Origin of the sequence: Neisseria sp. HMSC065D04 (assembly GCF_001815675.1) — a bacterium.
Classification (GTDB): domain Bacteria; phylum Pseudomonadota; class Gammaproteobacteria; order Burkholderiales; family Neisseriaceae; genus Neisseria.
Genome location: NZ_KV821501.1, coordinates 14,215 through 27,870, shown reverse-complemented (window position 1 = coordinate 27,870; position 13,656 = coordinate 14,215). Strand labels below are relative to the sequence as shown.

General features: G+C 49.2%; 11 protein-coding genes. 8 read left to right on the top strand and 3 right to left on the bottom strand.

Translation table 11 applies throughout. The features are described 5' to 3' along the window. Positions 1-231 precede the first annotated feature (231 nt). The 8 genes from rffG to HMPREF3050_RS05345 all read left to right on the top strand — a co-directional run bounded on the left by rffG (position 232) and on the right by HMPREF3050_RS05345 (position 9,099). Entirely contained in the window at positions 232-1,296 is a 1,065-nt protein-coding gene (gene rffG, locus HMPREF3050_RS05380; RefSeq protein ID WP_070773883.1) for a dTDP-glucose 4,6-dehydratase, read from the top strand. Next, the gene (locus tag HMPREF3050_RS15010; protein ID WP_246830230.1) at positions 1,218-1,721 is read left to right on the top strand and encodes an adenosylhomocysteinase; all 504 of its coding nucleotides are present in this window, start codon (positions 1,218-1,220) and stop codon (positions 1,719-1,721) included. Before rffG ends, HMPREF3050_RS15010 begins: the two co-directional genes overlap by 79 nt. A gap of 113 nt (positions 1,722-1,834) precedes the next feature. Beyond that, entirely contained in the window at positions 1,835-2,710 is an 876-nt protein-coding gene (gene rfbA / locus HMPREF3050_RS05370; protein WP_003761467.1) for a glucose-1-phosphate thymidylyltransferase RfbA, read from the top strand. A gap of 67 nt (positions 2,711-2,777) precedes the next feature. Continuing rightward, positions 2,778-3,317, top strand: a complete 540-nt coding sequence (gene rfbC, locus HMPREF3050_RS05365) for a dTDP-4-dehydrorhamnose 3,5-epimerase (RefSeq protein ID WP_003761465.1) — start codon at positions 2,778-2,780, stop codon at positions 3,315-3,317. A gap of 105 nt (positions 3,318-3,422) precedes the next feature. Then, positions 3,423-4,301, top strand: coding sequence for a metal ABC transporter permease (locus HMPREF3050_RS05360; RefSeq protein ID WP_070773881.1), 879 nt, complete (start codon positions 3,423-3,425; stop codon positions 4,299-4,301). 277 nt (positions 4,302-4,578) lie between these two features. Continuing rightward, entirely contained in the window at positions 4,579-5,796 is a 1,218-nt protein-coding gene (locus HMPREF3050_RS05355; protein ID WP_070773879.1) for an aspartate kinase, read from the top strand. A gap of 241 nt (positions 5,797-6,037) precedes the next feature. Continuing rightward, on the top strand, positions 6,038-6,697 hold the full coding sequence (locus tag HMPREF3050_RS05350) for a hypothetical protein (RefSeq protein WP_070773877.1): 660 nt from the start codon (positions 6,038-6,040) through the stop codon (positions 6,695-6,697). Between the two features lie 176 nt (positions 6,698-6,873). Next, positions 6,874-9,099, top strand: a complete 2,226-nt coding sequence (locus HMPREF3050_RS05345) for an NADP-dependent isocitrate dehydrogenase (protein ID WP_070773875.1) — start codon at positions 6,874-6,876, stop codon at positions 9,097-9,099. 659 nt (positions 9,100-9,758) lie between these two features. Here HMPREF3050_RS05345 and HMPREF3050_RS05340 read toward each other — a convergent pair. The 3 genes from HMPREF3050_RS05340 to HMPREF3050_RS05325 all read right to left on the bottom strand — a co-directional run bounded on the left by HMPREF3050_RS05340 (position 9,759) and on the right by HMPREF3050_RS05325 (position 13,398). Further along, a complete protein-coding gene (locus HMPREF3050_RS05340) occupies positions 9,759-10,619 on the bottom strand; it encodes a phosphoribosylaminoimidazolesuccinocarboxamide synthase (RefSeq protein WP_070773873.1) in 861 nt (286 codons plus the stop codon). A gap of 167 nt (positions 10,620-10,786) precedes the next feature. Further along, positions 10,787-12,223, bottom strand: coding sequence for a calcium-binding protein (locus HMPREF3050_RS15005; RefSeq protein ID WP_242925894.1), 1,437 nt, complete (start codon positions 12,221-12,223; stop codon positions 10,787-10,789). 587 nt (positions 12,224-12,810) lie between these two features. Beyond that, positions 12,811-13,398 (bottom strand): LemA family protein, encoded by a 588-nt coding sequence (locus tag HMPREF3050_RS05325; protein ID WP_246830229.1) that lies wholly within the window; start codon positions 13,396-13,398, stop codon positions 12,811-12,813. Between the last annotated feature and the right edge of the window lie 258 nt (positions 13,399-13,656).

The window sequence follows — 13,656 nt, the reverse complement described above, 5'->3', positions numbered from 1 at the left end:
CGAAGGTGAGGTGGTAGGATTGGCGGGCAGTCATAATAACATTAGGATAAATTTATGATAAACGCCTTAAATATACCATAACCATAATGACAAATATATTTGTTAAGATGAATGGCATAAATTTCACCTAAACGGCAAGAAAAATACCATGCCGTTAAATTCCCTCCATGTATACACGTATACATGTATACAGTTATAATTCAAAGCTGTACTGTATCTCAGACCCATTCCATGAAAAAAATCCTCGTTACCGGCGGCGCTGGCTTTATCGGCTCGGCAGTTGTCCGCCACATCATCCAAAATACCCAAGATTCCGTCATCAACCTCGACAAATTAACTTACGCGGGCAATCTCGAATCACTGACTGACGTAGCCGACAGTCCCCGTTACGCTTTTGAGCAAGTGGACATTTGCGATCGTGCCGAACTTGACCGCGTGTTTACGCAACACCAGCCCGATGCCGTGATGCACTTGGCAGCGGAAAGTCATGTCGACCGCTCTATCGATTCAGCAGGCGAATTTATCCAAACCAACATCGTCGGTACGTTCAACCTGCTGGAAGCTGCGCGCGCCTATTGGCAGCAAATGTCGTCTGAAAAACGTGAAGCTTTCCGTTTCCACCATATTTCCACCGACGAAGTCTATGGTGACTTGCACGGCACGGACGATTTGTTTACCGAAACCACGCCCTACGCCCCGTCCAGCCCCTACTCCGCTTCCAAGGCGTCCAGCGACCACCTCGTGCGTGCATGGCTGCGCACTTACGGACTGCCGACCATCGTAACCAACTGTTCGAACAACTACGGTCCTTATCACTTCCCTGAAAAACTCATTCCATTGATGATTCTGAACGCGCTCGACGGCAAACCATTGCCCGTGTACGGCGACGGGATGCAAATCCGCGACTGGCTGTTTGTCGAAGACCACGCCCGCGCGCTGTATCAGGTTGTTACCGAAGGCGTCGTCGGCGAAACCTACAATATCGGTGGACACAATGAAAAAGCCAATATCGAAGTGGTCAAAACCATCTGCGCCCTGTTGGAAGAACTCGTTCCCGAAAAACCAGCCGGTGTGGCGCGCTACGAAGATTTGATTACCTTCGTGCAAGACCGCCCCGGCCATGACGTGCGCTACGCCATCGACGCCGCCAAAATCGGCAGGGAACTGGGCTGGAAACCGCAGGAAACATTCGAATCCGGCATCCGCAAAACGGTGCAATGGTATTTGAACAACAAAACCTGGTGGCAAAATGTATTGAACGGCAGCTACCGTCTGGAACGTATGGGCAAGCTGTAAACCATACCTGCCCTACATTGCAAACAACAGGCATCATCGAAAAAGGTATTTCCATGCATTCTCTGTCCCGCATAGTCTTATCGGCAACTTTGACCTCAGCCTTGTTCGTCTCTATGCCGGTTCTGGCAAAAGAAACGCGACATCATGCCACACAAACGACTGTTAAAAAGATGACAAAAGCCGATGGCAGCACTATTGAGCGGGCAGTTGTCATCATTGAAGACGACACTATGCGCGGCATTGGCGCCGAAAACCGCTGGATTGCAGAAAATATGCCGGGATACCGCAAAGTCGGACAAGCCCTGTTGCAGCAAAACAGCGGCGTCTATGACCGTATTGATGTGCAAAATGAAGCAGGCGACATCCGTTCCGTTTACTTCGATATCAAAAGCTTCTTCGGCATGGTAAATGGCAAGCCCCTTTAAAAACGAAGGTCGTCTGAAAACATTAGCCATGCACAAACTATGTTTTCAGACGACCTTAAAATCCATTTCACACATTTTGCTGATTTCAACAATCAGACCAACAAAGGACCCCCATGAAAGGCATCATCCTTGCCGGCGGCAGCGGCACGCGCCTCTACCCCATCACGCGCGGCGTATCCAAACAGCTCCTGCCCGTGTACGACAAACCCATGATTTACTATCCCCTGTCCGTATTGATGTTGGCGGGAATACGCGAAATCTTGGTCATCACCACCCCCGAAGACAATCCCTCTTTCAGACGACTGCTCGGCGACGGCAGCGATTTCGGCATCTCCATCAGCTACGCCGAACAACCCAGCCCCGACGGCTTGGCACAAGCATTCATCATCGGCGAAGAGTTTATCGGCAACGACAACGTCTGCTTGGTTTTAGGCGACAATATTTTCTACGGCCAGTCGTTTACCCAAACCCTGAAACAAGCCGCCTCCAAAAAACACGGCGCCACCGTGTTCGGCTACCAAGTCAAAGACCCCGAACGTTTCGGCGTCGTCGAATTTGACGAAAACTTCAATGCTTTATCCATCGAAGAAAAACCGAAACAGCCCAAATCCGACTGGGCGGTAACGGGCTTATATTTCTACGACAACCGCGTCGTAGAATTTGCCAAACAAGTCAAACCGTCCGCGCGCGGCGAACTCGAAATCAGCACGCTCAACCAAATGTATCTTGACGACGGTTCATTGTCCGTCCAGCTTTTGGGGCGTGGCTTTGCATGGTTGGACACCGGTACGCATGAAAGTCTGCACGAGGCCGCTTCATTCGTCCAAACCGTGCAAAACATCCAAGACCTGCAAGTCGCCTGCCTCGAAGAAATCGCTTGGCGCAACGGCTGGCTTTCAGACGAGCGTTTGGAAGAACTCGCCCGCCCGATGGCAAAAAACCAATATGGTCAATACCTGTTACGCTTGTTGGCGGGTATAAACCGCTAAGCTCAAACCTATTGTATTCATAGCATCAAACGTAGTTTTCTTGATTCGTTCAAGTGGAATTGAAAATATGAAAATCATTGATACCACCATTCCCGAAGTCAAACTTTTAGAACCGCAAGTCTTCGGCGACGCGCGCGGCTTCTTCATGGAAACCTTCCGCGACGAATGGTTTAAGGCCAACGTCTGCGACCGCACCTTCGTGCAGGAAAACCATTCCAAATCAGGCAAAGGCGTATTGCGCGGCCTGCATTACCAAACCGAAAACACGCAAGGCAAACTCGTCCGCGTCGTTGTCGGCGAAGTGTTCGACGTTGCCGTCGATATGCGTAAGGATTCGCCGACTTTCGGCAAATGGGCGGGCGAAATCCTGTCGGCTGAAAACAAACGCCAGCTTTGGGTACCCGAAGGTTTCGCACACGGCTTTTACGTTTTGAGCGATGAAGCCGAATTCGTTTACAAATGCACGGACTATTACAACCCGAAAGCCGAACATTCGCTGATTTGGAACGACCCGACCGTCGGCATCGAATGGCCGCTGCAAGGCGAACCCAACCTGTCGCCCAAAGACTTGGCAGGTAAAATCTTGGCAGAAGCCGCAACCTTTTAAGGTCGTCTGAAAACGATTGCAGGCGGTTATCCCATTTGCCCTTATGCGGCAGAATCAGGATAATGCGCCTGCATCGATTATTTTCAAACCCAAACGGCAAACACCATGAATTTTTACGATTTACTGATTTCTCCGTTCGCAGAGTTCGATTTCATGCGTTATGCGCTGGCATCGATATTCTGTTTGGCACTCAGTGCCGCACCTGTCGGCGTTTTCCTCGTGATGCGCCGTATGAGCCTGGTTGGAGACGCATTAAGTCACGCCGTTTTGCCCGGAGCCGCGATAGGTTATATTTTCGCCGGTTTGAGCCTGCCGGCAATGAGCATAGGCGGCTTTGTTGCCGGCATGCTGATGGCTCTTTTGGCAGGATTGGTCAGCCGTTTCACCACTTTGAAAGAGGATGCCAACTTTGCCGCATTTTATTTGAGCAGTCTGGCAATCGGCGTCATCTTGGTCAGCAAACAGAAGGACGGCAGCGTAGATTTACTGCATTTGCTGTTCGGTTCCGTCTTGGCAGTGGACATCCCTGCATTACAACTGATTGCCATCGCCGCCAGCATAACGATCACCGCTTTGGCAATCATCTACCGCCCCTTAGTCTTGGAAAGCATAGACCCTCTGTTCCTAAAAGCCGTTGGCGGGAAAGGCGGCTTTTGGCATGTTGTGTTTCTGGTGTTGGTGGTTATGAACTTGGTTGCCGGCTTTCAAGCACTCGGCACGCTGATGTCGGTCGGACTGATGATGTTGCCCGCCATTACCGCCCGCTTGTGGGCAAAAAATATGGGTATGTTGATTTTATTGTCAGTCTTGCTGGCACTCTTCTGCGGCTTTGCGGGCTTGCTGTTTTCGTATCACGTCGAAATACCGTCGGGTCCCGCCATTATTTTGTGTTGCGGCGTCTTATACACCCTGTCCGTCATCTTCGGCAGCGAAGGCGGCATATTGACCAAATGGATACGCGGCAAAAAACACCGCACCGCTTGACGGCAAGCCATACTCTCCAAACCAATCAACCCGTCAATCCATTGTTCCTGACCCGGTTTCATTGCCCAACTGAAAAAAAGTCGTCTGAAAACCATCCCCTCGGTTTTCAGACGACCTTTTGCCATGAATCACACTCCAACGCCCTTATCCTCCGATTACGGTAGAAAATTCGATTATTCCCGTCCCAGCCTTGAATTTCATGTAAAAAATAGTAATAATAAGCCCTTTTCCAGCAGACCATACTGCCCGACCAACTCCCCTCAAGAAAGCACGAAACATGGCGTTAATCGTACATAAATACGGCGGCACATCAGTAGGCTCGCCCGAACGCATTAAAAACGTAGCCAAACGTGTCGCCAAAGCCCGCGCTGAAGGACACGACATCGTTGTCGTCGTATCCGCCATGAGCGGCGAAACCAACCGCCTGGTTGCGCTGGCGCACGAAATGCAGGAGCATCCCGATCCGCGCGAACTGGACGTAGTTTTGTCCACCGGTGAACAAGTGACCATCGGCCTTTTGGCAATGGCATTGAAAGACATCGGCGTGGATGCCAAAAGCTACACCGGCTGGCAGGTCGCCCTCAAAACCGATACTTCCCACACCAAAGCCCGCATCGAAAGCATCGATGACGAAAAAATGCGCGCCGACCTCACCGAGGGCAAAGTCGTCATCGTCGCCGGTTTTCAAGGTATCAGCAGCGAAGGCGATATTTCCACGCTCGGACGCGGCGGTTCCGACACCTCCGCCGTTGCGCTCGCCGCAGCCCTCAAAGCGGACGAATGCCAAATCTATACCGACGTAGACGGCGTTTACACCACCGACCCCCGCGTCGTACCTGAAGCGCGCCGCATGGATACGGTTACATTTGAAGAAATGATCGAACTGGCAAGCCTCGGTTCGAAAGTTTTGCAAATCCGTTCAGTAGAATTCGCCGGAAAATACAAAGTGCGCCTGCGCGTACTGAGCAGCCTGCAAGACGGCGGCAACGGCACCTTAATTACCTTTGAAGAGGACGACAACATGGAAAGAGCTGCCGTAACCGGTATCGCATTCGATAAAAACCAAGCCCGCATCAACGTGCGCGGCGTACCCGACAAACCCGGCGTCGCCTATCAGATTTTAGGCGCGGTTGCCGATGCCAATATCGAAGTCGACATGATCATCCAAAATGTCGGCAGCGAAGGCACTACCGATTTCTCCTTCACCGTACCGCGCGGCGAGTACAAACAAACCATCGAAATCCTGACCAAACTGCAAGACAGCATCGGCGCAGCCGCCATCGACGGCGACGACACCGTGTGCAAAGTCTCCGCAGTCGGCTTGGGTATGCGTTCGCACGTCGGCGTTGCCGCCAAAATCTTCCGCACCCTCGCTGAAGAAGGCATCAACATCCAAATGATTTCCACCTCAGAAATCAAAGTTTCCGTCTTGATTGACGAGAAATACATGGAACTCGCCACCCGCGTCCTGCATAAAGCGTTTGATTTGGGTTAATCAGGTTATATGCTTGAAAGGTCGTCTGAAATTTTATTTTCAGACGACCTTTTTTATGAGAAAACCGTAGGTTGGAATCTATATTTGATAATATCTTCTTAGCTGTTTCTAAAGCATTTCTCCTTTAAATTTCTATATCTATGTCCGACAATCAGGTTTGCCCGAAGGTCGTCTGAAAATAAGAAACCTTTTTTACCACCGTCGGACTAACAGATTATCAACGCAATATTTAAGGAGCTTTATGACTGCTTTCATCCGCTTCGCTTCAGTGTTGCTGACCGCATCCGCATTGACTGTCAACGTAAGCGCCGCTGCCAAACCCGTTGCCGAAAAACGCGTTGCGGTGCAGTCTTCCAAAGGCAAGGTCATGCCACCTGCTGATTATGCCAAAATGATTAACGACTTCCCCGATCCTAACCCGAAACTGCTGGAGCCAATCCCTATTTCAAATGTGAAATCGCCATACGGACGGGCGGATTTGGTTAAATTTTTCGAAATCGTTTTACAGTCTCATTCGGAATTGATGGCAGCACAAGATGAATTTAACCGAGCTGGAGAAAATTCGACACATTCTCCAGAATTTTTTGAAGCTGCAAAAAAGCTGGCTGATGAGTGGAAAAAAGTTACCGGAAGATTTTTGGATGCTGATTTCCGCGATCCTGAAATTAAAGCACTGGTCAACCGGAGGATCGAAATCAACATATTGGCAAGTCATGTTTTGGAATATTTGATAAAACATCAAAAAACCTTGATGGATGAAGGAGAGAAAGATCCTGAAATAAACCGATTGGGTGTAATGGCTTTTCGAGAAAAACAAAATAAAGCTCAGGAAGAAATTAAGAGAAGCAATGCAGAAATATTGAAAGCCGTCCGTGCATTAAAGAAAAAATATTCCCTATAATCCCCCAAAGGTCGTCTGAAAACGCTACCGAAGCCGTTTCAGACGACCTTTTTGCAAGCCGCTTGATAACATATTAAAACCATATCCCAAGCCTGCCGAAATATGCCATAATAGCCACGCAGCGCGCTTTTGCGCCGCATTCGAAAAGAAAAACCTAACCTACAAGAGAATATCCCATGACTAGCAAAGCCACCATTATCTACACCCATACCGACGAAGCCCCCGCGCTGGCGACCCAATCCCTGCTGCCGATTGTGCAGGCGTTTACCCGCCATGCCGGTATCGAAGTCAAAACCAGCGATATTTCCCTGTCCGGCCGCATTTTGGCGGCGTTCCCCGAATATTTGACCGAAGCGCAGCGCGTACCCGACGCGCTTGCCGAGTTGGGCGAACTGGTGAAACAGCCCGATGCCAACGTGATCAAACTGCCGAACATCAGCGCGTCCGTACCGCAACTGACCGCCGCAATTAAAGAATTGCAGGCAAAAGGCTTTGCCGTCCCCGATTACCCCGCCGACCCGCAAACTGATGAAGAAAAATCCGTGCGCGAACGTTACGACCGCATCAAAGGCAGCGCGGTCAACCCCGTTTTGCGCGAAGGCAACTCCGACCGCCGCGCCCCGAAAGCAGTGAAAAACTTTGCGAAAAAAAATCCGCACAGCATGGGCGCATGGACGAAAGACTCCAAAACCCACGTTGCTACCATGCAAAGCGGCGACTTTTTCCATAACGAACAATCCGTTACCGTACCCGATGCGACTTCCGTATCCATCGTGTTCACCGATAAACAAGGCAACAAGAAAGAGTTGCGCGAGCCCGTCGCCCTGAAAGCCGGCGAAATCATCGATGCGACCGTGATGAGCAAAAAAGCCCTGCTCGCCTTCCTTGCCGAGCAAGTGAAAGACGCGAAAGCAAAAGGCGTATTGTTCTCACTGCACATGAAAGCCACCATGATGAAAGTGTCCGACCCGATTATCTTCGGACACGCCGTCAAAGTGTTCTTCGCGCCTGTCTTTGAAAAATTCGGCGACAAACTGGCTGCCGCAGGCGTCAACGTCAACAACGGCTTCGGCAACCTGCTTGCCAATCTGGACAAACTGGATGCGGACACCCGCGCTGCCGTCGAAGCCGAAATTGCCGCCGTTTACGCCGCCAACCCTGATTTGGCGATGGTCGATTCCGACAAAGGCATCACCAACCTGCACGTCCCCAGCGATGTCATCGTCGATGCTTCCATGCCTGCGATGATCCGCAACTCCGGCCGCATGTGGGACAAAGACGGCAAAGCGCAAGACACCAAAGCCGTGATTCCCGACAGCAGCTACGCAGGCGTTTATCAGGCAACCATCGACTTCTGCCGCGAACACGGCGCGTTCGATCCGACAACCATGGGTACCGTGCCCAACGTCGGTCTGATGGCACAAGCAGCCGAAGAATACGGTTCGCACAATAAAACCTTCGAAATCGAAGCCGACGGACAAGTTCAAGTCATCGATGCGGCGGGTAAAGTCCTGATGCAGCACGACGTTGAAGCTGGCGACATCTGGCGTATGTGCCAAACCAAAGACGCTCCGGTTAAAGACTGGGTACAACTCGCCGTCAACCGCGCCCGCCTGAGTAACACGCCCGCCGTGTTCTGGCTCGACGAAAACCGTCCGCACGATAAAAGCCTGCTCACCAAAGTCAAAGCCTATCTTGCCGAACTGGATACCGACGGCCTCGACATCCGCGTCCTCGCCCCCGAAGAAGCCGCCAAGTTCAGCTTGGGTCGTCTGAAAAACGGCGAAGACACCATTTCCGTAACCGGCAACGTCCTGCGCGATTATCTGACCGACCTGTTCCCGATTTTGGAACTCGGCACCAGCGCGAAAATGCTGTCCATCGTTCCATTGATGAACGGCGGCGGTATGTTTGAAACCGGCGCGGGTGGCTCCGCACCGAAACACGTCCAACAGTTCCTCGAAGAAAACCACCTGCGTTGGGACTCGCTGGGCGAATTCCTCGCACTCGCCGTATCGTTTGAACATCTGGCGCAAAAAACCGGCAACACCAAAGCCCAAGTCCTCGCCGACACGCTGGATGCCGCCACCGAAAAACTGCTGTTGAACGACAAATCGCCCAAACGCAAAGCAGGCGAACTAGACAACCGCGGCAGCCATTTCTACCTCACCCTCTACTGGGCGCAAGAGTTGGCAGCGCAGGATAAAGACGCGGAATTGAAAGCAGCGTTTGCGCCGCTGGCGGAAACCCTGACCGCCGACGAAGCGAAAATCGTTGCCGAGCTTTCCGCCGCACAAGGCAAAGCAGCCGACATCGGCGGCTACTACGCCCCCGACGCTGCAAAAGCCGCCCAAGCCATGCGCCCGAGCGAAACGTTCAATCAGGCATTGGCAAAGCTGTAAAAGCATTACGGTAAGGCTGTAAACATGAAAGGTCGTCTGAAAACCTGTATTCAAAGGTTTTCAGACGACCTTTTTCTATAGTGGATTAACTTTAAACCAGGACGGCGTTACCTCGCCTTAGCTCAAAGAGAACGATTCTCTAAGGTGCTGAAGCACCAAGTGAATCGGTTCCGTACTATCTGTACTGTCTGCACGGCTTCCGCCTTGTCCTGATTTAAATTTAATCCACTATATTGCGGCACATTTGAAACAGTACAAAAAACTAAAGACCGTCCGAGAAACGGGCGGTCTTAGATATTGTGAGGAATTTCAGCATTATTCCTTAGCGTGCTTTCGGTGTAGTCGGTGCAACTGGTTTTCCAGTGAACGAAGCACGTTTTGCGGCTTGAAAGATAGCCAATCGTCTACGATGTTGCATCATTATTTCCTTTCTTTTTCTATTATTTGGATTATTCCCGGTTCTATAAACCGGATGCCCTATCTATACCATTTATTTTTTCAAATAAAATATAGTACAGTTATTGTGAGATGCTATGGAGGACATCATAAATGCTTTATCCGTTGATGAACAGAGGATTTTTGTAAATTTATGATTTTATTCTTTAATCGGAAAATAAAAACGGACTGACCTGATTTGCCACAGCCAGTCCGCCTTTATATTATTCCGTCAATAAATTTAATGCTTCCCGATATTTATCAACTGTTTTCTGAATAACATCGCTAGGGACGTCCGGTGCCGGAGCTTTTTTGTTCCAACCGCTTTGCTCCAACCAATCCCGAACAAATTGCTTGTCAAAAGACGGCGGATTAGTGCCGACTTGATATTGATCAGCCGGCCAAAAGCGGCTGGAATCGGGCGTCAGCACTTCATCCATCAGGGTTAATGTACCGTTTTCATCCAGCCCGAATTCAAATTTGGTATCGCATATGATGATACCGCGTGATTTTGCATATTCTGCGGCTTCCGTATAAAGCTGAATGGCTTTAGCGCGCACTTCAGCCGCCAACTCTTTACCGATAATGCGTTCGCATTCTTCAAAACTGATGTTTTCATCATGATCGCCGACGGCAGCCTTGGTGGACGGGGTAAAAATCACTTCCGGAAGCTGCTGCGCTTCTTTCATCCCTTCGGGAAGTTTGATGCCGCAGACAGAACCGTTTTTTTGGTAATCTTTCCACCCGCTGCCCGCCAAATAACCACGCACAATCGCCTCTACTTTGACAGGAGTCAGTTTTTTGGCGACAACCGCGCGTTTCTCGATGGCTTTGGCTTCATGTTCAGGCAACACGTCGTAAACCGTATCGCCGGTAAAATGATTGTGCATGATATGCGCCAGTTTTTGAAACCAGAAATTGGAAATCTGCGTCAGAATTTCTCCTTTACCCGGAATCGGATTGTCTAAAATCACGTCAAATGCAGACAATCGGTCGGATGCGACCATCAACATGCGCTTGCTGTCGATTTCGTATAAATCGCGTACTTTTCCGGAGTAAATCTTTTTCAAGCTGATTTCGGACATTTCAGGTTTCTCCCTTCGCTGACTCGGTTTAAACAGGATTCCGTTATTTTATCCGAATTTGGATTTTTGGGTCAGATTGTTTACAAAATAGGTCGTCTGAAAACGTTTTGCACGGATGCAGACGCTTTCAGACGACCTTATCAATCCTAAGTATAGCTAATCAAAGATTAGATGCTAGGAACTTGGGTTTGTTGTTGGATGCTGTTTACAGCTGACAGAGAGTAGTAATCGCCATGACCGGTTACTTCGTAAGTGCTGCCATCGGCAAACTTGAAGTTTTCGATCTTATGGTTGTTACCGGAGAACCAGTCGTCAATGGTAACGGTGTCACCGCCGCCGACAGATACGGTCAGGCTGTTGCCTGTTTTGCTCAACAACACATCGGAAGCAGAAATACCTTTGCCGAATTGCAGGGTATCGTTACCGCTTTCGTCTTGGATGGTGTCGCGACCGTAACCTTTATCGAAGAAGTAGGTATCGTCGCCGGTACCGCCGATCAGGACATCGTTGCCGATGCCGCCGTCGAGGTAGTCGTTACCGTCTTTACCAACCAGGCAGTCATCGCCTGCCAAGCCGTACAGGTGGTTGTTGCCGGAGTTGCCGTTGATGTCGTTGTTCAGAGCGTTACCGGTACCGTTGAGGTTGCCGGAACCTTGCAAGAACAGGTGTTCAACGTTGTCGGTCAGGGTGTAGTCGATTACGCTGCGAACGGTATCGATACCGCCGCTGGCATTACCGTACTCGATAACTTGGTCGCCTTTGTGGTCAACAAAGTAAACGTCGTTACCGTCACCACCACGCATGATGTCAGCGTCGGCACCACCGTTCAGGTAGTCGTTGCCTTCACCGCCTTGCAGGTAGTCTTTACCGCCTTCACCGTACAGGGAGTCACCGTTGTTACCGCCTTGCAGGGTGTCGTTACCGTCGCCACCGTAAATTACGTCGGCACCGTCGCCGCCATAAATCACGTCTTCGCCGCTTGTACCGTAAATGGTGTCTTTCTTATCGGTACCCACAGTTTTGGTTGCGCCGTTTTGATCTTTGTCGCATTCGTCAACACGGATGATGTTACCCGGATTTTTGTCGTCATGTCCGTAGGTATTGTGTTGGTTTTGATCGTCAACGCAATCTTTGCAGTCTTTATCGTTGGGTTTAGGCTGCGGTTTTGGTTGTGGTTTAGGTTGCGGCTGTGGTTGAGGCTGCGGTTGGGGTTTAGGCTGCGGCTGAGGTTGTGGCTGCGGCTTAGGTTGGGGTTGTGGGTGGGGTTGAGGCTGTGGTTTTGGCTCAACCGGTGGGCAGTAAGGATCAACATGCTTCGGAGGAACCGGTTTTGGAGCCGGTTTAGGGTAATAAGGTTTACCCGGGTTGCAGTTGAAATCGATGATGATGCATTTGTACGCAGGTTTCGGCGGAGGGCAGTAGGCGCCATGACCGAATTTGCCGTGAGGCATTTTGAAGCCGTGTGAAGAACCGTAGTTATGGAAACCGCCTTTGTAACCGAAACCGCCATGGCTCGGTGGGCAGTAAGGATTGTACGGTTTGACCGGAGGGCAATATGCGTTGAAGTGGCCTTTGGATGAGTAGCCGCCATAATGATAAGTCATAATAAATCACTCCCAGAATATAATTAAAAAGCATAGGCCTTTTGACAAAAATACAGACCAGCCAAACTGCCTACATTGTTATTTTAGTGATATTTCGCAGAAAACTTACATTCTCGTCGCTAACGGTAAAAATTTTGGATAAATGGAAATTTATTTTTCCATGATAATGAACAATATTACATTGGAAACCCACCCTGTTATTTTCATCATGACGCAATATCAAGATTATTTTAATCAAATGAAAATACAATACGCCATAAAAATATTATTCATATATTTCAATAGTTTTTTAAGAATTGCTAGTTTTTACTCAATCCCGCTCATTTCTCATTCAATTGAAAATCTCCCTCCCATCCTTACCCATCAAGGTTTTATTGCATTATCATTTATTTTGACATACGAATATAATTTAAACTTTTTTACACTTTAATTTTCATCTTACAAAACAAACAGATAAATCACCGAACTATATCAATATTGATTACCGGGCAATAATCCGTTGCAAAATGACAAAAGGGTCGTTTGAAAATACGTTTTTCAGACGACCCTTTTGGGTACCACTCAAATCCATTGGCTGCGAAACCGTATCAAAATTGCACCCGTTGCGCATTGGAAATTTCACGTTCATTCTCAATACTGAAATTTGCCCTTACATACTGCCCGAAAAGTTTCGCGGTCATACTTTGCGGGAAACGCCTCAACGTAGCGTTATAGGTGCGGACAGCCTGAATATAGTTGTTCCTTGCTTGATTAATCCGGTTTTCCGCCTCTTCAAGACGCGTAGTCAGACGCTGATAATCCAAGCTTTCCGCCAAAAGCGGATAATGGTCTGAAATCAGCGTCATTTGTGTCAAAATTCCGCTCAATTCTCCCTGAACCTCCTGAAAACGCTTCAATTTCGCCGGATTGGCAGCCTCTTCCAAATTCAGATTCATACGGACCGCCCGACTTTGAACGTCAGACAACTTGAACAAAATATCCTCTTCAGGGCCGGCATACGTCTTAACGACATTCGATAAATCGGATACCAATGCCGAACGCTGACCGTATTGCTTCATCACTTCCACCCAAGCATGTTTGATATCCTGTGCTTGAGCATGCATCACATAATAGCTGCGTCCGACAATACCTATTACCAATATTGCCAATACTATCGGCCACCATTTTTTCCACATCAACCACATACTCCGTGAATATACGCAACATTCCTTACCGTATTCATTTTTTCAGACGACCCCAATCTGTATAAGAGGTCGTCTGAAAACCATTGGACAGTATATCTCTAAGCTGTCCCTACCCGGATAAAAATCAAACAAACAAAATTATTTTCAGATAATCGGTATCGCTGCGAAGTTTGCACTATAATATATCAGGCATTGGCAGACTCCCTACCGCATCGGATTTTTATAGTGGATTAACTTTAAACCAGTACG

What these genes read in the sequence shown, in the direction of transcription:
- rfbA (WP_003761467.1), top strand. Translation starts at nt 1,835, where the DNA reads ATGAAAGGCATCATCCTTGCCGGCGGCAGCGGCACGCGCCTCTACCCC.
- HMPREF3050_RS05340 (WP_070773873.1), bottom strand. Translation starts at nt 10,619, where the DNA reads ATGTCCGAAATCAGCTTGAAAAAGATTTACTCCGGAAAAGTACGCGAT.
- HMPREF3050_RS05355 (WP_070773879.1), top strand. Translation starts at nt 4,579, where the DNA reads ATGGCGTTAATCGTACATAAATACGGCGGCACATCAGTAGGCTCGCCC.
- rfbC (WP_003761465.1), top strand. Translation starts at nt 2,778, where the DNA reads ATGAAAATCATTGATACCACCATTCCCGAAGTCAAACTTTTAGAACCG.
- rffG (WP_070773883.1), top strand. Translation starts at nt 232, where the DNA reads ATGAAAAAAATCCTCGTTACCGGCGGCGCTGGCTTTATCGGCTCGGCA.
- HMPREF3050_RS05350 (WP_070773877.1), top strand. Translation starts at nt 6,038, where the DNA reads ATGACTGCTTTCATCCGCTTCGCTTCAGTGTTGCTGACCGCATCCGCA.
- HMPREF3050_RS15010 (WP_246830230.1), top strand. Translation starts at nt 1,218, where the DNA reads ATGGTATTTGAACAACAAAACCTGGTGGCAAAATGTATTGAACGGCAG.
- HMPREF3050_RS05345 (WP_070773875.1), top strand. Translation starts at nt 6,874, where the DNA reads ATGACTAGCAAAGCCACCATTATCTACACCCATACCGACGAAGCCCCC.
- HMPREF3050_RS15005 (WP_242925894.1), bottom strand. Translation starts at nt 12,223, where the DNA reads ATGACTTATCATTATGGCGGCTACTCATCCAAAGGCCACTTCAACGCA.
- HMPREF3050_RS05360 (WP_070773881.1), top strand. Translation starts at nt 3,423, where the DNA reads ATGAATTTTTACGATTTACTGATTTCTCCGTTCGCAGAGTTCGATTTC.
- HMPREF3050_RS05325 (WP_246830229.1), bottom strand. Translation starts at nt 13,398, where the DNA reads ATGTGGAAAAAATGGTGGCCGATAGTATTGGCAATATTGGTAATAGGT.